Origin of the sequence: Paenibacillus plantarum, assembly GCF_013141695.1 — a bacterium.
Classification (GTDB): Bacteria; Bacillota; Bacilli; order Paenibacillales; family NBRC-103111; genus Paenibacillus_E; species Paenibacillus_E plantarum.
This window is the reverse complement of the sequence record NZ_WHNY01000065.1, coordinates 165885-189198: the sequence shown is the minus strand read 5'-3', so window position 1 is coordinate 189198 and position 23314 is coordinate 165885. Positions and strand designations below refer to the sequence as shown.

General features: G+C 49.4%; 20 protein-coding genes and 2 riboswitches. Of the genes, 19 read left to right on the top strand and 1 reads right to left on the bottom strand.

Features of this window, described 5'->3' with window-relative positions:
• The first annotated feature begins 7 nt into the window (after window positions 1–7).
• A complete protein-coding gene (locus GC096_RS22695) occupies window positions 8–541 on the top strand; it encodes a DUF1697 domain-containing protein (RefSeq protein WP_171633396.1) in 534 nt (177 codons plus the stop codon).
• Here GC096_RS22695 and tadA read toward each other — a convergent pair.
• Window positions 538–996 carry a tRNA adenosine(34) deaminase TadA gene (gene tadA / locus GC096_RS22690; protein WP_376769516.1) on the bottom strand — a complete coding sequence of 153 codons (459 nt, stop codon included), beginning with the start codon at window positions 994–996 and terminating at the stop codon, window positions 538–540. The genes GC096_RS22695 and tadA overlap by 4 nt on opposite strands.
• Window positions 997–1281: 285 nt before the next feature.
• Window positions 1282–1368, top strand: a riboswitch (cyclic di-GMP riboswitch).
• A 101-nt stretch (window positions 1369–1469) separates the two neighbouring features.
• Here tadA and GC096_RS22685 point away from each other — a divergent pair.
• From GC096_RS22685 to GC096_RS22600, 18 genes are all read left to right on the top strand, one after another.
• Window positions 1470–2210: a PilZ domain-containing protein gene (locus tag GC096_RS22685; RefSeq protein WP_171633395.1), complete on the top strand. Its 741-nt coding sequence runs from the start codon at window positions 1470–1472 to the stop codon at window positions 2208–2210.
• A gap of 78 nt (window positions 2211–2288) precedes the next feature.
• Window positions 2289–3389: a redox-regulated ATPase YchF gene (ychF, locus tag GC096_RS22680; RefSeq protein WP_171633394.1), complete on the top strand. Its 1101-nt coding sequence runs from the start codon at window positions 2289–2291 to the stop codon at window positions 3387–3389.
• Between the two features lie 33 nt (window positions 3390–3422).
• On the top strand, window positions 3423–4487 hold the full coding sequence (gene prfA, locus GC096_RS22675; protein WP_171633392.1) for a peptide chain release factor 1: 1065 nt from the start codon (window positions 3423–3425) through the stop codon (window positions 4485–4487).
• On the top strand, window positions 4487–5377 hold the full coding sequence (gene prmC / locus GC096_RS22670; protein ID WP_171633391.1) for a peptide chain release factor N(5)-glutamine methyltransferase: 891 nt from the start codon (window positions 4487–4489) through the stop codon (window positions 5375–5377). The genes prfA and prmC overlap by 1 nt, the downstream gene beginning before the upstream one ends.
• A 159-nt stretch (window positions 5378–5536) precedes the next feature.
• The gene (spoIIR, locus tag GC096_RS22665) at window positions 5537–6307 is read left to right on the top strand and encodes a stage II sporulation protein R (RefSeq protein ID WP_171633389.1); all 771 of its coding nucleotides are present in this window, start codon (window positions 5537–5539) and stop codon (window positions 6305–6307) included.
• A 33-nt stretch (window positions 6308–6340) separates the two neighbouring features.
• Window positions 6341–7408, top strand: coding sequence for an L-threonylcarbamoyladenylate synthase (locus GC096_RS22660; protein ID WP_446686386.1), 1068 nt, complete (start codon window positions 6341–6343; stop codon window positions 7406–7408).
• A 65-nt stretch (window positions 7409–7473) separates the two neighbouring features.
• On the top strand, window positions 7474–8034 hold the full coding sequence (locus GC096_RS22655) for a manganese efflux pump MntP (RefSeq protein ID WP_171633386.1): 561 nt from the start codon (window positions 7474–7476) through the stop codon (window positions 8032–8034).
• Window positions 8035–8089: 55 nt separating this feature from the next.
• The gene (locus tag GC096_RS22650; RefSeq protein ID WP_171633384.1) at window positions 8090–8662 is read left to right on the top strand and encodes a low molecular weight protein arginine phosphatase; all 573 of its coding nucleotides are present in this window, start codon (window positions 8090–8092) and stop codon (window positions 8660–8662) included.
• A gap of 109 nt (window positions 8663–8771) precedes the next feature.
• Window positions 8772–8852: riboswitch (ZMP/ZTP riboswitch) on the top strand.
• Between the two features lie 104 nt (window positions 8853–8956).
• On the top strand, window positions 8957–9415 hold the full coding sequence (gene rpiB, locus GC096_RS22645) for a ribose 5-phosphate isomerase B (protein WP_056611733.1): 459 nt from the start codon (window positions 8957–8959) through the stop codon (window positions 9413–9415).
• 16 nt (window positions 9416–9431) lie between these two features.
• Window positions 9432–10037, top strand: coding sequence for a TIGR01440 family protein (locus tag GC096_RS22640; protein WP_171633383.1), 606 nt, complete (start codon window positions 9432–9434; stop codon window positions 10035–10037).
• Window positions 10038–10073: 36 nt separating this feature from the next.
• On the top strand, window positions 10074–11324 hold the full coding sequence (gene glyA / locus GC096_RS22635) for a serine hydroxymethyltransferase (RefSeq protein ID WP_171633381.1): 1251 nt from the start codon (window positions 10074–10076) through the stop codon (window positions 11322–11324).
• Between the two features lie 720 nt (window positions 11325–12044).
• Entirely contained in the window at window positions 12045–13055 is a 1011-nt protein-coding gene (locus tag GC096_RS22630; RefSeq protein WP_171633379.1) for a glycoside hydrolase family protein, read from the top strand.
• 140 nt (window positions 13056–13195) lie between these two features.
• Complete coding sequence (locus GC096_RS22625; RefSeq protein ID WP_171633378.1) at window positions 13196–14098, top strand: ABC transporter permease; 903 nt, start codon at window positions 13196–13198, stop codon at window positions 14096–14098.
• 15 nt (window positions 14099–14113) lie between these two features.
• On the top strand, window positions 14114–14986 hold the full coding sequence (locus tag GC096_RS22620) for a carbohydrate ABC transporter permease (RefSeq protein WP_171633376.1): 873 nt from the start codon (window positions 14114–14116) through the stop codon (window positions 14984–14986).
• Between the two features lie 80 nt (window positions 14987–15066).
• The gene (locus tag GC096_RS22615) at window positions 15067–16680 is read left to right on the top strand and encodes a type 2 periplasmic-binding domain-containing protein (RefSeq protein ID WP_171633374.1); all 1614 of its coding nucleotides are present in this window, start codon (window positions 15067–15069) and stop codon (window positions 16678–16680) included.
• Between the two features lie 72 nt (window positions 16681–16752).
• On the top strand, window positions 16753–18537 hold the full coding sequence (locus GC096_RS22610) for a cache domain-containing sensor histidine kinase (protein WP_171633373.1): 1785 nt from the start codon (window positions 16753–16755) through the stop codon (window positions 18535–18537).
• Window positions 18534–20135: a response regulator gene (locus GC096_RS22605; protein WP_171633371.1), complete on the top strand. Its 1602-nt coding sequence runs from the start codon at window positions 18534–18536 to the stop codon at window positions 20133–20135. Before GC096_RS22610 ends, GC096_RS22605 begins: the two co-directional genes overlap by 4 nt.
• A 16-nt stretch (window positions 20136–20151) precedes the next feature.
• Window positions 20152–23304 carry a glycosyl hydrolase gene (locus tag GC096_RS22600; protein WP_171633370.1) on the top strand — a complete coding sequence of 1051 codons (3153 nt, stop codon included), beginning with the start codon at window positions 20152–20154 and terminating at the stop codon, window positions 23302–23304.
• Window positions 23305–23314: the final 10 nt, after the last annotated feature.

Sequence of the window (23314 nt, the reverse complement as noted above, 5' to 3'; positions counted from 1 at the left end):
GGCCACAATGACGATTTATGTTGGTTTTCTGCGCGGGATTAATGTAGGAGGCAAAAATAAGATCAAAATGGCCGACTTGAAAAAGACGTTAGAGGCCTTGGAATTAGTGCATGTACAAACTTATTTGCAAAGCGGCAATGTGCTATTCCAATCAGAGGAGTCAGGAGAAACACTTCGTCCGCGTATTGAAAAAGCAATCAGCGATGCGGTAGGTGTAGCTCTTACCGTTATTTTGCGTACTGCAGCGGAGCTAGCTGAACTTGTAAGGAATTGCCCCTATGACGCAGAAGCTTTGTCCGAAGGGGAGAGCATTCAAATTTCCGTGCTAACAGAAGAAGCCCCGCAGACATTCACCGACATCTTATCCAAGGGACAGAGTGAAGTAGATGAATTTCAGATACGGGGCTGCACCATATATTTTCTGTTTCGGCAAAGCGTGTTGGATTCGAAGCTGGCAAGTAACATTCAGAAGCTTGGCAATCAAACGACGGCGCGGAATTGGAATACGATGAGTAAGCTCTTAGAGTTAGCCGAGGCTTAAGCCTTGCCCCTTAATTTCCGGAAAAACTGCGTTAACATCGTGGAACACTCCTCTTGCAAAACACCGCTAACCACATCGACCCGGTGATTGAACCGGTCTTCCTGCAGCAAGTTCATTAATGTTCCTGCACAGCCGGCCTTCGGATCCACCGTACCATAAATAACTTGAGGTACACGCGCTTGCACAATCGCTCCCGCGCACATTGGACATGGCTCCAATGTCACATAGAGCTGGCAGTCGAGAAGGCGCCAAGCCTGCAAATGTTCGCTCGCTTGTTTAATGGCAATCATCTCTGCATGCGCAAGAGGATCAAGGGTTGTTTCACGTAAATTGTAGCCGCGGCCAATGATTTGACCTTGATGGACGACGACCGCGCCGATCGGAACTTCGCGGATGGCTTCGGCTTTCAGCGCCTCACCGATCGCTTTTCTCATCCAAGGGATATGTTGATCCACAGGGGGACACCTCGCAATAATAGTTTATCCACATGTGTATAAAAATCCGAACAAATATTCGTTGTTAACAAGCTGTGGATAACAATGTGGATAACTTATAAACCTGTGGATATTCAATTTCCACTACACATTCATACAATAAAAATAGGGTCCATGCAAGGATTTTAGTTGAAAGAAGTGCATGAGCTACGTATAATGGTGAGTACAGTGGGTCTTTTAGACCAGTTTGGACGAAAGATAGATCATTTAGACCAGTAACGATATATTACATAAATGAATAGCAGGGTTCGACAATGGCAAACTTGCTGAAAGGCAAGGACGCAAAGCTGAGGGTCTACGGTTCTTATGAACTACGGCAGCCTGGTTACCGAAAATCGATGCTTTTAATGATTGCGGTGATAGGCTGTCCCTGTGTGGGGCAGTCTATTTTGTGCGGAAAAATGCTATGAAATCCATCATTAGGGAGGGTGAAGATGAGCATGGCGATGAAGCAGGATACTTTGAAGCGATATGGGAGTAAAGAAGGATATGATGCGGAGGTATTAATGCATTGCCGAGCTGTAGTGGCGAAAGATGATTTCGTGTCAACAGGTATTCTTACCTATGCACAAGGAGACATCATGGAGATTGAGCTGCCGGAATACGACGTATTTCAGCTTGGTGATAAGACGAAAATGACGTTATACACGAAATCGGGTCTATTCGTTTTTCATTCGACAGTCGTAGCTAGAGAGCCTGGTTCACTGATCGTGATCAATCCACCTGAGAATCGGAAGAAGTTTTCGGAGAAACGGGAGTTCCCGCGGGTCGATGTGAAGAATGTAGGATATATTGCAGGATTTCAAAATGTTACCCAAAAAGAGCAGCATCACTTGGAAAATCCAATTGAATTTTCGATAAAAAACATGTCTATGAACGGAATTGGTTTTATTATTAATGATAATTCAATGATTGATGGTATTCTTCATAAGAAATGTAGGTTGCAAGTTGAGCTGGATTTGGGTTTTGAGATGCTGTGCAGGTTGGAAATTATAAGGAAAGAAAAGCAGGAAGACGGCTACTATTACGGAGCCAGTTTCGAGAGCGTTCCTGCTGAGCAAAGCAATACATTACGGGGGTTTATTCTTCGTAATCAGATTGAAACTTACTTCGAACAGAAGCGGGATGAAGAGTTCAAAAAAGCAATGGAAAAAAAGTCTGCAGCCAATCAATAGCTTGCAGGCTTTTTTTTGCCCGCTAAGTACTATATAATAAGAAGGATGATTTTCGAAAATTAAGGAGTTGTAACGACAATGGCTTTGAAAGCAGGTATCGTCGGTCTACCGAACGTAGGAAAATCGACATTGTTTAATGCAATTACACAGGCGGGGGCAGAATCTGCGAATTATCCGTTCTGTACGATCGATCCGAATGTTGGGGTAGTAGAAGTACCAGACGAGAGATTGCAGAAGCTGGTGGAAATCGTTGTGCCTAAGAGCATCGTGCCGACGGCTTTCGAATTCGTTGACATTGCGGGTTTGGTTAAGGGTGCGAGCAAAGGCGAGGGCCTTGGAAATAAATTTCTAGCACACATCCGTGAAGTTGATGCGATTGTGCATGTTGTCCGTTGTTTTGAGGATGATAATATTACTCACGTTTCTGGGAAAGTCGATCCGATTGGTGACATCGAGACGATTAATCTTGAATTGATTTTGGCAGACATTGAGTCGGTTGATAAAAAGATCGAGCGTTCACGCAAAAACCTCAAGGGCGGCGACAAGAAAGTGGTTGCTGAAGTTGAGTGTTTGGAACGTATCAAAGAAGCCTTATATAATGATATGCCAGCACGCAGCTTGGATTTGACAGAAGATGAGCGCCTCCTGGTTCGCGATCTACATTTGCTAACAATGAAGCCAGTGCTCTACGCGGCAAACGTGAGTGAGGATGAAGTTTCAACAGCGGATGAGAATGCATATGTTAAAATTGTGAAGGAATTCGCAGAGAAAGAAAACAACGAGGTCGTTTCCATTAGCGCGAAGGTTGAATCCGAAATTGCTGAGCTGGAAGACGAAGAAAAAGCAATGTTCCTGGAAGAGTTGGGACTTCAAGAGTCCGGCTTGAATAGATTGATTAAAGCTGCTTATCGCAAACTCGGCTTGTACACGTATTTCACAGCTGGGGTTCAAGAAGTTAGAGCATGGACGATTCGTAAAGGAACGAAAGCTCCGCAAGCAGCTGGCGTCATTCATACGGATTTCGAGCGTGGATTTATTCGTGCAGAAGTTGTTTCTTATAACGATTTGGCTGCTGCAGGGTCCATGGCGGGTGCGAAGGAAAAAGGGCAAGTTCGTCTTGAAGGTAAAGAGTACGTGGTGAATGACGGCGACGTTATGCATTTCCGTTTCAACGTTTAATTGATGATAAAAATAAGAAAGGAGTGATCCCCTATGTTGGATCGACTTCAGTCCATTGTGGACCGCTACGACAAACTAAGCGAGTTATTGTGTGACCCGGATGTAACGAGTGATACGAAGAAACTAAGAGAGTATTCCAAAGAGCAATCAGATCTTCAGGAAGCTTACGATGCTTATAATGAATATAAGAGCGTGAGCGAGCAACTTGCTGATGCGAAAGTGATGCAGAACGAGAAGCTGGATGATGAGATGCGCGAAATGGTTAAAATGGAGATCGACGAGCTTAGCGAGCAATCCGCTAAACTTGAAGAGCATCTTCGCATCTTGATGATGCCGAAGGACCCGAATGACGACAAGAATGTGATCGTGGAAATTCGCGGCGCGGCAGGCGGCGATGAAGCTGCGCTGTTCGCAGGCGATCTCTACCGGATGTATACGCGTTATGCGGATGCGCAAGGTTGGAGAACGGAGATTTTGGATGCATCCGTGAATGATTTGGGCGGATTTAAAGAAATTATTTTCATGATTACGGGTAAAGGTGCTTATAGCAAGCTCAAGTTTGAGAGCGGTGCGCACCGTGTTCAACGTATTCCTGTAACGGAATCCGGTGGACGGATCCACACCTCCACGTCAACGGTTGTTGTTATGCCGGAGGCAGAAGATGTGGAAATCGTGATCCACGATGCGGATATTCGCGTAGACACATTCTGTTCCAGTGGAGCAGGTGGTCAATCCGTTAATACAACGAAATCCGCTGTACGTGTAACCCACGTACCAACGGGTATCGTCGCAACGTGTCAGGATGGTAAATCGCAGAACTCCAATAAAGAGTCAGCGCTTCGCGTACTTCGTACGCGGATTTCAGATAAATTGCGTGAAGAAGAAGAAGCGAAATATGCCGGCGAGCGTAAAAGCAAAGTCGGAACGGGCGACCGTTCAGAGCGTATTCGTACGTATAACTTCCCGCAAAGCCGGATTACTGACCACCGTATCGGCTTGACGCTTCACCGTCTAGAGACAGTTCTTAACGGCGATATGGCGGAAATTGTGTCAGCGTTAACGATTGCTGCACAATCCGATGCCTTAGAGGCGATGTAATGACGACTGCAAACATGAGTGTGAGAGAAGCCTTTGTGAAGGCTTCTTCTTTTTTAGCGGAGCAAGGCGTCGCAGAGGCTTCGTCTTGCACGGAGTTATTGCTGCAGCACCTCTTAGGAGGCTGCACACGGACCGAACTGCTGTTCCGCTGGTGGCAGGAACAGATGCCGGCAGAGCTGGTCGCCACGTGGGACCAGCTCGTTGCCAGGAAGGCCGCGGGTGAACCGGTGCAATACATCACCGGTGAGCAGGATTTCTTCGGCCTTCCCTTTGAAGTCGGGCCGGCCGTGCTAATCCCGCGGCCGGAGACCGAGCTGCTCGTGGAAGCGATGCTCCACGAGGGCTCGCGTCTGTTCCCACAAGGCGCTCCGCTCCTTGCGGATGTGGGTACCGGGAGTGGCATCATCCCGGTGACGATCGCGCACGCGCGCCCTTCGTGGCGCGTGGCGGCCAGCGACATCTCCGCGGCAGCGCTGGAGATGGCTCGCAAGAACGCGCAGCGCCACGGGGTGGCTGCGCGGATAACCTGGCTCGAGGGCGACCTCCTCGAGCCTTATATTGAGCGCGGGCTCGCGCCGGATATGGTGGTGTCGAACCCACCATACATTCCGGACGGCGACCTGCCGGCGCTGATGCCCGAGGTGCGGCTATTCGAGCCGCACACAGCGCTGTTCGGCGGTGTCGAGGGACTCGACCTGTACCGCCGAATGGTCTCGCAGCTGCACCGGCTGCCACGAATCCCGACTGTGGTCGGGTTCGAGGTGGGCATCGGGCAGGCAGAGGCGGTTGCGGCGTTGCTGCGCGCCGCCGCTAGCTGGACGGAGATCCGCTTCGTGCAGGATCTCCAGGGGATCGATCGCCATGTGATCGCGATCCGCTCCATGGAGTAGCCGATTTCCTTCTAGGATCGGCTGCTTGCTCTACGCCTTTTTCCCTTGGCTGACTAACTCTATCATTTTGCATAAAATAATAGATTCATAGGTTTAGCCCCACCCACTATTGTCCATACTGGCTAGTAGAAGACGGGAACGGGAAAGGGGCTACTCGCCATGGTTAAGAGAACGGAGCGCCACTCAGTTAAGAGCTTATCATTCATTGTTTTTGCACTTATACTTATGATTATGTGTTGGGAATCCAATCGTACGAATGCGGCGGTTATTTCGCCTACAATACCAGAAGAATCGATTCGTTTGCGTATTCTAGCAAATTCGGATTCTGCGCAAGACCAAGCTTTGAAACGCGAGATTCGCGATGCAATTATTGCTCGTATGGCAGATTGGGTTGCCCAACCCCATTCCTTGGACGAGGCTAGAGCGGTTGTGAATGCGCATTTGCCTGAATTCGATCAACTCGTTGGCGAGATGATTGCGTCCCGCGGCTACAACTACCCACATACAGTGGAGCTAGGTGTTGTCCCTTTTCCAACCAAAATGTACGGTAATGACGTCTACCCAGCTGGGGATTATGAAGCTTTGCGCGTTGTGATTGGTTCTGGTGAAGGACAAAATTGGTGGTGCGTCTTATTTCCACCTTTATGCTTTGTAGATTCCGTATCGGGTGAAGCGGTTGCTTCGGCAGCAGTAGTGGTGGCCAAAACGACGGATGAGAACGGCAAGGAAAAGCAGCCAGTTAAAGAAGACAAGACGGCTAAAACAAGCAAGGATAAACCTGCTTCCACAGAGAAAGTTGTAAAGAAAGATGCTAAAGCTGAGGTCGTAGCAGCATCAGTTTCAACTTCCACGACCGAAGAGCCGGCTCAGCCGAAAGTGAAATTTTTCATTTGGGAAATGTTTAAGGCGATCTTTTCGTGGTTTAGCTAATTTTATTTCATACAAGTAAGGATGAGAGTGATAGTGACAACCTATTGGAACGTGAATCAAGGCGAACAGAGAGCGTCAGCCCAGGATATAGCAGAGGCAGCGAGTCTCTTGCGACAAGGGGATACCGTCGCTTTTCCGACTGAAACGGTTTACGGACTTGGTGCCGATGCGACGAATACCGAAGCGGTTTTACAGATTTTTGCCGCAAAAGGGAGGCCCTCCGACAATCCTCTAATCGTACATATCGCTGATGTGACGCAGCTCTCAGGCCTTGTTCAGTCAGATAGTCTCACAGCTTATCATCAGGTGCTTATGAAGGCTTTCTGGCCCGGACCATTAACCATTGTGCTACCTGTTCGCGCAGGTAGCCTTTCGCCGTTCGTTACAGCTGGACTGCAAACGGTCGGTATCCGTATACCTGATCATCCGGTGGCCCTACAGTTGCTGCGAGAAGCGGGACTTCCGATCGCGGCGCCGAGCGCGAATAGCTCGGGTAGACCGAGCCCTACGCTGGCCTCGCATGTGCGTGATGATTTGGATGGAAAGATTGGCGGGATTGTAGACGGCGGTGCAACGGGTGTCGGTGTAGAATCAACAGTTATTCAACTTGTAGATGGTGAGTTATACGTGTTGCGGCCAGGTGGTGTGACTGCGGAGCAGCTCCAGGAGGTTTTGCCAGACATGCATATTCATGTGGCTGAACCGACAGAGGTTGAAGCTGCGGATACGCCTAGGGCACCAGGTATGAAGTACACGCACTATGCGCCGAAAGGCTATATGCACATTGTTCAAGGGGACGACGAGTTGGAAGTCATAGCGTGGATTCAACGCGATATCGATGCCGCAAAGTCACGGGGAGAGTCGACGGGCATTCTCACTTTCGAAGAAAGAGTAGGCGGATACCGAGCGGATCTCGTTGTCGCCTGCGGCTCCTTATCACAGCCAGAAACGATAGCTCGAGACCTTTATGCCGCTCTGCGGACTTTTGATCATAAAGGCATTAGCTATATTGTTGCAGAAGGTGTTCCAGATGCAGGGATTGGCAGCGCCATTATGAATCGACTGCTCAAAGCAGCAGGCCACGAGCGGGTCATCCTCTAAATTAGCATGATTCCCAGTTTGTCCGCATATCTTGAGAAAGAATCGTGGACAAGGGGGATCGTGCTATGCTCGCATCTGGGGTACAAGTTGGGCAACTCATGACAATTGGAATAATGGCGATTGCTTTGGGCCTAGATGCTTTTTCTTTGGGAATTGGCATAGGGATGAAGGGCATTCGTTTGATGGATATTTTGAAAATAAGCATTGTCATCGGCCTCTTTCACGTGCTTATGCCTTTGATGGGGATGTTTATGGGGCAGTATGTCTCTCTCCTTCTGGGGAATGTCGCTACGGCGGCAGGGGGATGTTTACTTATTTTGCTTGGTGCACATATGGTATATAGCTCGATACGCGGGGAAGAGGCTTCGGCCTTTGATCATCGAACGTTATGGGGGCTTATTATTTTTGCCCTCAGTGTGAGTATAGACTCCTTCTCAGTGGGCGTTTCTCTTGGGATGTTTGCCACGGACATTGTGCTGACAGTACTGATCTTCGGTCTATTTGGCGGCTTGCTCTCGATAGCGGGATTATTGCTAGGCAGACGAGTTAGCGGTTGGGTCGGGGAATATGGTGAGGCATTCGGTGGGCTTATTCTATTAGGGTTTGGGATCAAGTTTTTACTATGATACAATACGGGTAAGTACGAACGGTAATATAGCCGTTTATTCCAGGGAGGATTTCATGTTGCGAATTCTATTTGTCTGTACAGGAAATACGTGCCGCAGTCCGTTAGCTGAAGGTTTGCTGCGTATGAGGGTGCATCAAGAGGGGCTTGCGGCGGAGGTTCGTTCGGCAGGTGTATCTGCGATGACGGGTGGTCCGATTTCGCGAAACAGCCAGTCACTTCTTCATGAAGCGGGTTTCAAGGAGTCGATTAGTTCGCTAGCGATTAGTGCTGCGGATCTCGATTGGGCTGACCTGGTCTTGACGATGACGACAGGGCATAAACGTACCGTGATTGGGCGCTTTCCTCATGCGGTCGAGAAGACATATACGCTCAAAGAGTATGTAGAGGACGATGCTCGCATTCTCAAGGCGATTGAAGAGCGAGAGCAGCTTGCGGCAGAGCTTCAGCTCAAACAAGCGCTATCTCAGGCGGTATCTGTGGAAGAAAGAAGCCGCATGTATGCGTTGGAAAACACGATTCCTGATTTTGATATTTCGGATCCCTATGGCGGGTCTTTGGCGGACTATCGGTATACAGCCGAAGAAATTAGTCGGAGCCTTGATAAATTGGTAAAAAAAATACGCTAGCATTCCGAGGGGAAAGATGGTGTTTGCTTTTTCCATGAAGGTCCTTAGTGGCATAGGCCAATAGAGCTTTACACATGGCTGGGAATGCGATAAAATACAAGTAACAAGCAAGACTCAATGTAACTGGCGACGAGTGGGAGTAACCACAATGGAGCATTGAGCTATACGGCCGGTCGCCTGGGCAAAAGAGCAACGCGCGTTTTTTAGCGTGTGCGCTCTTTTTTTCGTTTTTGGTGAGCTTTGGGATATAATAGGATGGTCGAATTCGAACAGTCAAAAAGGAGCGTTTTATTCATGAAAATTGCTTTAGGTGCAGATCATGCAGGCTATCGTTTGAAAGATGTTATCATTCCTTTTATTGAGTCATTAGGTCATCAAGTAATCGATTTCGGATGCAGCTGCGGCGACTCCGTCGATTATCCGGATTATGCACTTCAAGTTTGCGAAAAAGTTGTTTCGGGAGAAGCAGATAAAGGTATTCTGCTTTGTGGAACTGGCATTGGGATGTCCATTGCTGCCAATAAAGTTCCGGGAATTCGCTGTGCACTGGTGCATGACCTCTTCTCCGCGAAAGCGACACGTGAACATAATGATACGAACGTGCTAGCGATGGGTGAGCGAGTTGTTGGACCTGGGGTAGCTGAAGAAATCGTCAAAATCTGGTTGGAAACCGAGTTCTCGGAAGGTGTCCGCCACAAGAATCGCATCAATAAAGTGCAGAGCATCGAAGATCGTTTCACGGTACATCCCTAGAAATGAGGGAGCCCAAATGACAGATTCTATGTATGAACCTATCGCAGAAGCTTTGGAAGCGAATCTGCGTGAGCTGGTTACTGTCGGCAGCTTACGTCCTGGTCATATCTTGGTGATCGGTACGAGCACGAGTGAAATCCTCGGGCATCGGATTGGGACATCGGGCACGCTGGATGCAGCGAAGCCGATTTTCGAGACGGTTGCGCGCATTTGCGGCGAGTTCGGGCTGCATGCGGCGTTTCAATGCTGCGAGCATTTAAACCGTGCGCTGATTGTGGAAGAAGAGTTGCTGGCGCTGGTGCCGCAGCTTGAACCTGTATCTGTAATTCCCGTGCCGAAGGCCGGGGGTTCGATGGCTTCCTACGCGTATCGACACTTCGCGAAGCCGGTCGTTGTCGAGACGATTCAGGCGCATGCAGGCATCGATATCGGCTCAACGCTGATTGGGATGCATCTGCGCAGAGTCGCTGTTCCCGTGAGGCCGCCAGTTCGCCATATTGGCCAGGCTTATGTCACGATGGCATTCGCGCGGCCGAAGCTCATCGGTGGTACTAGAGCTGTGTATTCCGCGGATCAGGCGGATCAACTTTATCAACAAGCTGCACCTGATGCAGATTGCTAATTACATGTTAACTATCATCTTTAGGAGGAATTCCATATGACAAACTTTTTGAGCAAGCAAGATCCGAAAATCGTAGAAGCAATGAACCTTGAGCTTGGCCGACAACGCGACAAAATTGAGCTTATCGCTTCCGAGAACATCGTGAGCCAAGCGGTTCTTGAAGCTATGGGTACTGTACTTACGAACAAATACGCTGAAGGCTACCCAGGCAAAAGATACTATGGTGGCTGTGAGTACGTAGACATCGTGGAAGATATCGCTCGTGACCGCGCGAAAGAACTTTTCGGTGCTGAGCACGCGAACGTTCAACCGCATTCCGGTGCACAAGCGAACATGGCTGTTTACTTGGCTGCGCTAAACCCTGGTGACACGGTTCTTGGTATGAACCTTGCGCATGGTGGTCACTTAACACACGGTAGCCCGGTTAATGCTTCCGGTATCCTTTACAACTTCGTAGCTTACGGTGTAAGCGAAAAAGATTTCCGCATCGACTATGACGATGTTCGTAAAGCAGCTTTCAAACATAAGCCTCGCATGCTAGTGGCTGGTGCAAGTGCATACCCGCGTACGATTGATTTCGAAGCTTTGGCTTCCATTGCTAACGATGTAGGCGCATTGTTCTTCGTTGATATGGCGCATATCGCTGGTCTAGTTGCAGCTGGTTTGCACCCGAACCCAGTGCCGCACGCACATTTCGTAACAACAACAACACACAAAACGCTTCGTGGTCCTCGCGGCGGTATGATTCTTACGAAGAAAGCTTGGGCTGCAGCCATTGATAAAGCGGTATTCCCTGGTTCACAAGGTGGTCCTTTGATGCACACGATCGCAGCGAAAGCTGTATCTTTCGGTGAAGCTCTTCAACCGGACTTCAAAGTATACGGTCAAAACGTCATCAACAATGCACAAGCTTTGGCAACTGCTCTTACAGCTGAAGGTATCAACCTTGTTTCCGGCGGTACGGACAACCACTTGATGTTGGTTGACTTGCGCAACCTAAATATCTCTGGTAAAGACGCTGAGCACGTTCTTGATGAAATCGGTATTACAGCGAACAAAAACGCGATTCCTTTCGACCCAACTAGCCCGTTCGTAACAAGCGGTATCCGTTTGGGTACACCGGCTGTTACTTCCCGTGGTATGGACGAAGAAGCGATGAAAACAATCGCGAAAGTTATCGGTCTTACTTTGAAAAATCCGAAAGACGAAGCTACGCTGGAGAAAGCTCGCGGCATGGTGTCCGATCTAACGGCGCAATTCCCGCTTTACCAAGGTTTGACTTACTAATAGCTACTTTTGTAGGGCCAGCTTTTTGGAGCTGGTCTTTTTTGTTTCTACCTAACCTGGCTACCTACAGCTTCCACTCAGAGCTTCAGCTCCCTTTTCCGCAAACTAGCTTTTCTTGACGCCTTCCATCATCCTCGACTTCCACCTAATCTGGTTACCTTCACCCCCTCCATATTACCGCTGCAACCCCAAAACTATCTCTCCCTAGCCACTTTACACATATTTCACCTTCATCTCCAAGCCCCTGAATTAGCTCCCCACCTTCATCTGGCACATCCACCCATCTCCGGCCTCCCGCAAACTAACTGGATTTTGTCCATCTATTTGAAGCGGATTTTTCGAATCTGAAAGATTAACTGTATTTCCTGTAGTTAAATTCCTTCGATTCGCTCGATTCTGCAAGTTCGAGATAAATTAGATGTACTTTTTCCATCTATTCACGGAAACACGTCAGAATCGAGCAAATTAGCTGTAGTCTATACATCTAAACACGAATCGTCAGTCACCAGTCGCTCACCATGCGTCCACCAGATGTCTACCAGCCGCGGAACAACCATAATCCAGCCACAATCCCACGCCAACTGTTCAGTACTCACCAATCCACTCACACATCCCAAAAGTTCAAACCATCTTACGAAAATATGGAACCTTTCCAAGCCGCATACGCCTTACACTGGTTCTGTACGAATGTAAATCCTTACGCAGCTAGGAGAGGTGTGCATGAATTTTCAGGAGATGCTTCAGCCAGTGCCGGCTGGGGCGAAGTTCGAGTTAGATGGATGGCATGTTTGGTGTGGATCGATGACGCGAGATGCGGAGGAGGGGAGGTATTACTTGTTTTATTCGCGTTGGCCTGAAAGCGCTGGTTTTGAGTCCTGGGTGACGCATTCCGAAATCGCTTATGCGGTATCGGATAATCCGTTGGGTCCGTTCCACCATGTGGATGCGCTCGGGACTTGTAGAGATGGCGCAGCGATCTGGGACAGGGATGTGGCGCACAATCCAGCGATTTTACGACATGGTAATCGCTATTACCTGTATTACATGGGGACGCATGGCCCCGATTTTGATCTCGACCAACCTGCCGATGAGGCAACATGGTGGTCGTATCGCAACCATCAACGTATCGGCGTTGCGGTGGCTGACCACCCTGCAGGTCCATGGACCCGTGCGACATCGCCCGTGCTTGATGTCTCCCCAGGGAAGTGGGACGGACTCATGACGAGTAATCCCACGGTTTGTAAGACCATGGACGGTCGTATTTTGATGATGTACAAAGGTGTAGCCGAGGGTCCTCCGCCAAAGGGCGGAGCTGTTAACGCGGGCGTAGCCTTTGCTGATCATCCGCTAGGACCGTTCCGTAAGCAGCCAGAGCCAACCGTAACGAACCCAACGAACGATTGGGCGGTAGAGGACCCTTACGTATGGTGTCAGGGCAACGCGTACTATGCATTGATGAAGGACTTTCAAGGTTATTTTACGAAATCTGAACGTGGCTCTGTGGCCTTGTTTGAATCAGCAGACGGCATTGTGTGGCGACCATCGCGGTATGTACTGGCGTTCGATCTTCAAATTCCCTGGTCTCATCAGGTCACACAATCCGTCCTCAGACTGGAACGCCCACAGTTGTGGTTTGACGAGAGCGGGAAGCCTGCCGTCCTGCTGTGCGCTGTACTTGAACGGGAGGGAAGCCGATCGTATAACATTCGAATTCCGTTAGGAGGAGTTTAATGAAGCCGTCTCCCAACGAGGAGGCGGCTTTCGTATTTCCGAAGATTTTAGACCATCTGCCAAAGATATGAAAAGGATCGCCTCTTCCGCGGCGCTACAATAAAAGTATAACAAACAAACAAAGAGAGGAGAGGCAGCTCATGCATCGAACGATGAACCTGCTGCGAAGATACGGTGTCATGTATGCCCTATTAATTCCGGGCTTGCTGTACTTTGCGGTATTCAAATATGTGCCGATGGTGTACATCGCCGCTGCATTTAAGAACTACAACGTCCTGCAAGGACTCTGGGAAAGCCCGTGGGTCGGCTGGCAGAACTTTCAGCTATTTTTCGATGGTGTGTACTTCAAACAAATTATTGGAAACACCATTCTGATTTCGTTTTACAAACTGGTATTCTCGTTTCCAGCACCGATTATTCTAGCTTTAATGCTCAATGCCGTTACTGGGGCGGGGTTCAAAAGAACCATTCAAACCTTGACCTACCTGCCTCACTTTCTATCATGGGTCATTATTTACGGGTTGCTGGTGGCTTTCCTCGCACCTGGAACAGGGCTCGTTAACCAATTGTTAACCGCCTTCCACTTAGACCGCATATCCTTCTTAACGGAATCTGGTCTGATCCGAACGCTTATTGTAACGACAGACATTTGGCAGTCAGTCGGCTGGGGAGCCATCATTTACTTGGCAGCGCTCACGGGTATCGATCCAAGCCTGTACGAAGCAGCAACGATGGATGGCGCGTCGCAGTCCCGTCAGTTATGGCATATTACCCTACCGGGTATTCGCAATGTCATTATCCTCATGCTCGTGCTGCGGCTCAGCGCCATTCTTGATGTTGGTTTTGATCAAATCTTCATCATGCTCAATCCGCTTAATCAAGGGAAGGCCGATGTTATCGAGACATGGGTGTATCGGGTCGGTTTACAAGAGGGACGTATTGGACTTGCTACCGCTGTCGGGTTGTTTAAATCAGTAATCGGCTTCGTGCTTGTACTTGGTGCGAATCGGATTGCCAAAAAATTCGACGGACAAATCTGGTAGAAGGAGGAATCATCCATGCGTCATATGACCACAGGCGACCGACTCGCCCAAGGCGTTAACTATTTGCTGCTCAGCCTGCTCGCTGCTTCTTGTGTATTGCCTTTCCTGTATGTTATCAGCGTCTCACTGACACCGATTTCCGAGTTCATTAAGAAAGACGGGCTGGTCATTATCCCGACACATACCACATTGACAGCTTACCGAGAGATTATGCAAGGCGGTCGATTACTCGATGCCTACCAAGTTACCCTCTTTCGTGTCATTGTCGGTACGCTGCTAAACCTAGTATTCACAGTGATTACAGCACTTCCGCTATCTCGCAAAGCCTTGCCTGGCCGAAGCCCATTCCTGCTGTTCATTGTATTCACCATGCTGTTCAACGGCGGTATTATTCCGGGCTACTTGCTCGTGAAAAATATAGGACTGCTCGATTCCGAATGGTCACTCATCATTCCTGGATTGATCAATGCGTTCTATCTCATGATTGTGAAAAGCTTTTTCGAACAGTTGCCTGAGGCCATAGACGAGGCTGCTCGTATCGATGGAGCGGGTGAAATCGCCATCCTGGTACGCATCGTCATTCCGCTGTCTGTACCGATTATCGCGACGATTGGTCTTTTCTACGCTGTATGGCACTGGAATAGTTATTTCGATGCCCTGCTCTACATCAACACTCCAGAGAATCAGCCTGTACAGCTATTTCTAAGGCAAATCTTGCTTGCCTCTGTCGCTATTAGCGGGGATGCAGCAGAAGCTGCTAACTCGGTAAACCCCATTTCGGTCCAAATGGCGTCCGTCGCCATTACAACGTTGCCGATATTGGTTGTGTATCCGTTCATCCAGAAGCATTTTACCCGAGGTGTACTGCTTGGCTCAGTGAAAGGATAATAGGGGGCCAAAATCGCGATGATATCTAGAGGCAACTCTCGATATAGCATGTATAATAGACTAAAGGGAGAGGTTCAAAGATGAAAAAGAATTACGCAAGTGCGTTGCTCAGTATGACTGTGATCCTAGGGGTTGTTGCTGCAGGTTGCAGCAAGGCTGAGAATACGGCTTCACCAAGCGCGAGCGTTGCCCCCTCTACTGGAGCCACGCAATCGGCTAAGCCGGTGGAAGCAGATAAGAAGTATAAAGTAAGCTTTTATAATACAGTTGGTTATCGATTAACAACGCCAATGCCAGCGAAAGAGCAGGATCCAATTCGTCAAATGATCGAGAAAGACAATAATATGGATCTTGATATGATCATGGGCGGAGAAAATTGGAAAGATAAGCTCAACCTGCTGATCTCTTCTAATCAAATTCCTGATATCGTCTCTTTCCCTGACCGTGCCTCTGCGATTAAATATTACGATCAAGGCTTGCTCGCCGATCTCGATGATTTGCTGAAGGAGTTCCCTGAGCTTCCAAAAGCATTCGATCCTTCACGCCTCGAGCCTATGAAATATAAAGGTCACATGATTGGTTTACCAGCTTCTGAAGCCGTTGGCGGCGTCAATGGTTGGTGGATTAACAATACATGGCTCAAAAAGTTGAACCTGTCGGTTCCGACGAATCCACAAGAATTACTCAACGTTATGAAAGCGTTCACGTTCAACGATCCAGACGGTAATGGTAAGAATGATACGTATGGTTACGTCGCCATGCTGCCGAAGGACGGCTCACTAGGGTACAGCACGAGTGGTGCGCAAGGTTTCCAACAGATTTTCTGGATGTACGGTGTACAGCCTAACTTTGTAGATGTCAAAGACGGTAAAGTTGTTGTCTACAACACCGATGCCAAAACAAAGGAAGCGCTGACGTTCATTAAAGAAATGATCGATGCGAAAGTTGTTGACCCTGACTGGGTAACGATCGACGACGGACTCAAACGTGATAATAAAATGTACCAAGGCAAGGTTGGTATTATGATCGAAGATTGGCGCCGTCTAGAGCCTGCGGAAACGAAAAAAATGCAGGATGCCGGAGGCAGTGTGCCAGATTGGAAGCAAATCGCACCTCCTAAAGGACCGTATGGAGATCAAATCCTTGACATGAAGCCATTCCAACAGTCTCTCATTGGACTTTCGAAGGAAGCGATGAAGGATCCAGGCAAAGCGAAGCGTGCCATGCAGTTCATTCAATATCTATACACCAATAAAGATGCGTATCCGTTCCTAGCTTATGGGATCAAAGATAAGTCCTTTACTGTGACGAATGGTACACCGAAGTTAATCGATAGATCCACTTACAACGAAAAGGAAATTGAGTGGCGCTATAACTATGCTTTCGTTCGCAAAGCGACGGACGGCGTATACTTCGACTTCCAGAAGCCTGATATCACGAACGCGAACCAGAAGATTAACACGAGCTACTTGAAGGATAATAACGTAAATCCACGTGTTTTTGATGATCCAGCTGACCCTATGTCGCAAGATCGCCTCAAATATGCGAATGAAATGATGCTTAAATTCGTAACGGGCAAAGAGCCTTTAACGAACTGGGATACGTACGTGAAGACGCTGCAGGACAAATTCAAGCTGAACGATGCGATTGCCAATTATACGAAACAGCTGCAAGGTGACGGTGTTATAAAATAATTAAGTGGGGAAAGGGGAGAAGCCTCCTCTTTTTCTACATTTCTATAGCTAGCTACGAGGGGTGCGAACATCATGCGAGATTGGATCAAGAAATGGTTCCACAATATATCATTCCGACTGTTTCTGGTCTGTTTCGTCTTCGTGCTCAGCTCGGAAGCTATTCTAAGCGGCTTATCTTACCGTTATATTAAAAATGAAATTACCTCGAGTCAGCTCAACCAGGCGACACAGTTGCTGCATAAGGAAGAGGAATATATCGATCTGTACTTTCTTCTTGTGCAAAATACGATCGGCCAACTCTCCACTTCAGCGGCTTCGTGGCGTAATGATCTGACGGCTGCGCAAGCTGCTCTAGAGAATGCCTATCGGGAGAACGCGATCATGCTGACAGACGTGTACGTGATTCGCAAAGATTTGTCTATTCTAGGCGGAAATCCTGTCACCAAGGTCATTAACGATTCTAGAGATGATCGTGATCCAATATATAAAATGGCCTACAGTAACGCCTACGGGGCCGTGACAGTTAGTCAGCCGTATCAGAACTTCTTCTCTGGTTGGACAGTCACTTTCACCAAAGCGATTACCATAGCGGGCGAACCCATGGCCGTGGCTGTGGATCTGAATCTAACTGCGATGCAGGAGCGATTGCAGAAAGTTGGCGGTGGCAGCAACGATTTACAGTTAGGCATTATGGACAAAGAGGGACGTGTCATTCTGGAGCCAGCGGGCAGCCGCCTGTTCAGTATCGTCGATCATCGTCTACGCTTTGATGACCGAGATGGTCGGGAGCTTGTCGAGTCCAAGGATGATGTCTTTACTGACCATATGAATGGTACGGCTGTGACCATTATGAAGAGCATTAATCCACGAACCAAATGGATTGTATTTGCTTTCTATGACGGAACGACGCTGCAAACCTCGCTTAAACGGATGGAGACATTTTTCATAGGCCTGCTGTTGCTGGGCTTCTTGCTTAGTGTGTTGACGGCTGGCTTCGTGGCCCGCATGATTCGAACGCCTGTGTACTATCTGATTCGCAAAATAAACCAAGTTGGTCACGGAGATTTGAACGTTAACATATCGAGCGCACGCCGTGATGAGTTCGGCAAACTGGCAGCAACATTCGACGACATGCTAGGCCAGATTCGTACCTTAATTGAGCATGTGAACCGTGGCGAGCGCAAGAAGAAAGAGTTAGAGATTCAAGTGCTGCAGTCTCAAATCAATCCGCATTTTCTATACAATACGCTAGGCTCAATTTCCAATGTGGTCGCATTTGGGCGCTATCATGAGGTAGATAACATCATTGAAGCACTGATTTCGATCCTAGAATACGGCATTACGGAGTTCTCGGACCGTGTCAATTTGGAACAGGAATTGCGGAATGTGAAGGATTATTTATATATTCAACAGATCCGATATGACTGTGAATTTGAGCTGATAGAAGAGGTCGATCCAGTTACCTTAGAACTTCCTGTCTTACGAATGGCACTTCAACCGATTGTGGAGAACAGTATTTTCCATGGCTACGCAGGTGGGCGGAAACCGGGAGCTATTCGATTGTCTGCCGTCCGTCGTGATGGCAATCTCATCGTTGAGGTTGAGGATCAAGGGATCGGTATGACACCTGATAAGACAACGGAGCTATTGCTTGAGGATCCTGTGGGAAGAAATTTTGATCACCGTAAACGAATAGGCTTGTACAACATCCATCAACGCATCCGTTTGAATTATGGGGAGCCTTATGGGCTTAGTGTATGGAGTGAACCAGGTCGTGGAACATGTGTAACACTGACATTCCCTGATGATACAGCACAAAATCAGCTTGAGGAACGCGGAAGGGGGGAGGCGCAATGAGAGAGGTGACTTGCCTCATTGTGGATGATGAGCCGCCGATGGTGCAGCGGCTAGAGACATACTTCGGGCGGTGGGCGGAGCGCCGGATGCCATTCCGGCTTGTTGGTCGTGCTTATTCGGGCGCTGAAGCACTGGAGAAGGCTACGGAGTTGCGTCCTGATCTCATTATCACGGATATCGTGATGCCTGGCATGGACGGGATTGAGCTCGTTCGTCAGCTGCGGGAGCGGTTGCCTGGCGTGGAAGTCATCATCCTAAGCGCCTACTCGGATTTCGCCTATGCCAAACAAGCAATTGCCATGGGTGTGTTTGAATATCTGGTCAAGGTGCCCCTGCGCGAAGAAGATGTACGCACAGCCTTGTCCAAAGCGCGCGATAACGTGATCGCACGCGAGGAGAAGGAACGTCGCCTGCAAAGCCTCAGCGGATCTGTGAAGGAGAATTCCTATCGTCTGCGCAAGCATCTGCTGGAAGAGCTGCTCCGTGGGGAGGTATCTGATCCTGTTATGGAGCGCCGAAGCGCGGAGCTAGTACCAGGCTTTGAGCCGCGGCAGTATGGGTGCTTTGCTGTGCGTTTTGATAATTACGATGTATTCTGCTCGGAGTATTCGCCAGCGGACCGTAACATGCTCAAGTACGGCATGTTAAATATTATCGAGGAAGTGCTCAGGGAGAATGGGAGCTGCTTCGCTTGTGAGTTGCAGCAGGGCGTCATCGTTGCTCTGGCTACGATTCGGGCAGGCAGCGAACAGTCGTTCGACCGGAACTGTTACGAGCTTGGGGAAAGTATCCGTGATGCGATCAAAACGTACTTGCGGATCTCGGTTTCGATGGGTGTGAGCCGGATGTACAACGGTTGGGGTTCCGCGCCGGCGGCCTACGAGGAAGCCAAAGGTGCGCTTGAGGACACTTTCTATGCCAGCTTTGGCACAGTCATTACGCCAAATCGCAGGTTAGGCTATAGCGAAAGTGACTGGCGCGAGTTAACAGAACGCTTTGAGCAAACGCTCGAGCGTTCTAGTGCGAAGTCTTCGGGAGGCGAAGCACTTGCGCCTTTGCTGCATGTGCTGCATAACCATCGCATTGTGCCTGGCAAACTGTTGGGTTATATCGAGGGCTGGTGCGCACGTCTTCGCCAGCGAATGCTACCAGCTGATCATGAAGTTACAGCCGATGTAGTTACATTTGCGGACTGTACGCATCTGCATCAATTGGTGGAGCGTCTGCGCGTGGAGTGGGAGAAGCTGCATGCCCGTGCAGAAGGGAGCGGTTTGCGTCTCGAAATGGTGAAGGCGATGCGTTTCGTTGAGGATCACCTGAAGGAATCAATTTCCCTAGGCGTTGTAGCAGAGCATATACATTTGAATCCGACATATGTGAGTGAGCTTTTCAAGAAAGAATTAGGGATCAATTTCACCGATTACGTCTCCAAACGCAGAATTGAGCGGGCCATCGAGCTGCTGCGTAAGCGTGACTATTCGAATTTAGAGTTGGCAGAGGCTGTTGGCGTTCATAATGAGAAGTATTTTTGCACCTTGTTCAAAAAAATAACCGGGACCTCTCCACAGAAGTTTGTCTCAGCAAACTGGAGGGATTGACGAGGAGAGAGTTGCTTTGTTACCAAGGGAAGCTCGAGATCAATTCGAAGAATCGATTTTTCATAATCCACCTGCTACGTATAGAAGCACGCCATTTTGGTCATGGAACGATAAACTGGAACCCGAGGAGCTTCGCAGGCAAATTGGTGAAATGAAGCGGGCCGGGTTAGGCGGCTTCTTCATGCACACGCGACAGGGGCTTCTTACTCCCTATATGGGTGAGGCGTTTATGGATGCGGTTGAGATATCGGCGGATGAGGCTAAGGTTCAAGGGCTCGAAGCTTGGTGTTACGATGAGAACGGTTGGCCTAGTGGAACGGCGAACGGCGTTGTGCCAGCATTAGGGGCTTCCTATCAACAGAAGTCGCTAGAGGGTATCCGAGTCGAAAGAGTGGAGGCTGTGCAACAGGTTGAAGCGCATAGGCAGGATCCAGACTTCCTGTACCTGCTTGTTCGTCGAGAGAACGAGCAGCAATGGCGGGTGCAAGAGTCGGCTGTGGCGCTGGAGGATTGGGATGTAGCCGTAGCTGTAATGTGCCGCGTGAATCCTTATTATATTGATATTTTATCTGAAAAGGCCATGGAGGCTTTCCTGCAGGCGTGCCACGAGGTTTATTTCCAGCGTATGGGGGACCGTTTCGGTGAAGGAGGTATGCCGGGCATTTTTACCGATGAGTTTAAGTTCTCAGGCGTACCGTGGTCTGATGATTTAGATCGAGCATACTCGGAGCGTTACGGGGATTCGATTGCGAGTGCGATCGGTTGGCTGCTAACAGAAGCGGATGAGTCTATGAAGGATGCCGCCTATCAAGCACGCTATCAGTTCTGGCATCTAGTAAGCGAGCGATTCCGAACATCAGTTCGAATGGTAGCTGACTGGTGCGATGAACATCGCTGGCAGCTGACAGGTCATTTCATGGGGGAAGACACTCTCATGGACCAGATGAAGTATACGGCCGGAGTGATGCCGTTGTATGAGCGGATGCATATGCCGGGTATTGATATGCTGGGGCGGACGCCGCGAAGCGTCCTGCTGCCTAAGCAGGCTGCTTCGGTAGCGCGGCAGTTGGGTAAACCATTCGTGATCACAGAAACCTTCGGATGCTGTGGCTGGAACTTGAGCTTTCGCGAGATGAAGCGGATCGCGGAGTGGCAGTTTGTCCTAGGCGTGAACCGACTATGCCCGCATCTGCAATCGTATTCGATTCGCGGGGTTCGGAAGCGGGATTATCCGCCATCGCTTTACGTTCAGCAACCGTGGTGGGACGTGTACAGCCAGTTTAATGATTACTTTGCTAGGCTTACGTATTTGTTGACCCTTGGGAAGGCGGCTCCAGGGATTCTAGTTTTGCATCCGATGCGATCGGCTTGGCTGCTGAAGAATGTTAGTGCTTTGGAACGCATGCAGGACCGTATGGATGCGTTAGCGGATGACTTATTAGCACTTCAGCGCGATTTCGATTACGGGGACGAGGCGTTGATGGAGCGTTACGGCAGCGTTCTGGGCAGCGTTTTGCAAATTGGGGAGCAGTCATACGACACGGTGATCGTGAACGATGTGCTCACGTTGGCGGCTTCAACCTTAGCATTGCTGAAATCATTCGCAGAAGCCGGAGGCAGGATCATCTTGGTGGGCGAAGCACCAGCTTACTTGAATGGTGAGAGATGTGAGGAGCTGACGTCGTGGTTCTTGCGCGATCATGTGGTTCGCGTTGCGGAATTAAGGGACGTGCGAGAGCATGTGCAAGAGCGCCAGGATTGGATTCCAGTAGAGGGCACATCGCAGGAAGCATTGCGGAAGCTCTATGTACAGGAGAGGCGATTGCCAGGCGTGACCCTACTTTATGTTGTGCATACGGGTGAAACCGAGACGATCGAGGTGAAGATTCCTGCCTCTGATCAGCGAATGTGGATGGAGATGGATCTGGAAAAAGGGGGAAAAGCCGAAGCTGATGCACGTATGTTGTCGTTGAGTGTGAAGCTGGCTCCAGGCGATTCGAAGCTCTTCGCCATTTGGGACGGAGAGACTGCGAAGTCGGATCTACCCCCATTCGGACAACCGCCTCAGGCAGCAGCACTTTCACTGATTGAGAAATCATTCTCAGTGGTTGAAGCGAACATTGATGCTCCGTGGGACTACCAGTTGTCCGCACCTAATGCCCTGACACTGGACTATGCCATCTATCGCTTAGATGGAGGGGAGTGGTCATCCCCGACCTACGTACTAAATATCCAAGAACAGTGTATCGCGATGCGGCGACCGGTGCACATTGAGCTTGAGTTCACATTCGAGATCGATGCTGCGCTAATGCGGCATACGGATCGCTCCCTGTGGAAGCTTGCGGTCGAGCGTCCTGAGCATTGGGAGCTGGTGGTCAACGGACAGCCTGTCCGTGCGGAGGATGCTGACGGCTGGTTTGGCGGAGACCGCAGCTTCCCAACGCTGAGAATCGGTGAATTCGTACGGGAGGGTCGTAATCGTATCCGCATGTCGGGATCCTTTTACTGTAACGATGATGTCTATCGGTTCTTCGGCGTGGCAGGCGCCAATTTGGCTCCGATTCGCAATAAGCTCTTATTCGACGTTGAAGTCGAAAGCATTTATGTGCTAGGCCCCTTCGCTGTGAAACCACATGGCGGCTGGGAGCAGGCGGAGCGTGAGGCACTGTGGACAGAAGGTCCGTTCACGTTGACCACAATGCCGAAGCAGCTCTCATTGACGGACGTCACGACGCAGGGATTGGTGTTCTACTCGGGACGAGTGACCGCAGCCAAAACGATTATCCTACCGGGGCCTGTATTGAATCGCATGCGGGATGAGGGCAGCAGGCTTGTCTTACAGTGGGACGCTATGCGCTGTCCAGCTATGAACATCACAGTGAATGGCGGAATCACCCATACGATTCTATGGGGAGCCCAACAGCTGGATGTAACAGATGAAATAGCAAGCGAGCAGTTGCAGCTTCAAATCGAGCTGCTGACCAGCGGGCGCAATACATTCGGACCTCATCATCATCTAAAAGGTGAAGTTACTTTCGTCGGACCCACCAGCTTTACCGATAAAATCGGTTGGGTTGATGCAGGTGCCGACAAGATATGGACGGATCGCTATTGTTTTGTCAGCTTCGGGCTGACCGGCGTTCAATTATTGCTGGTAAACGGCAGCTAAACCTAACATG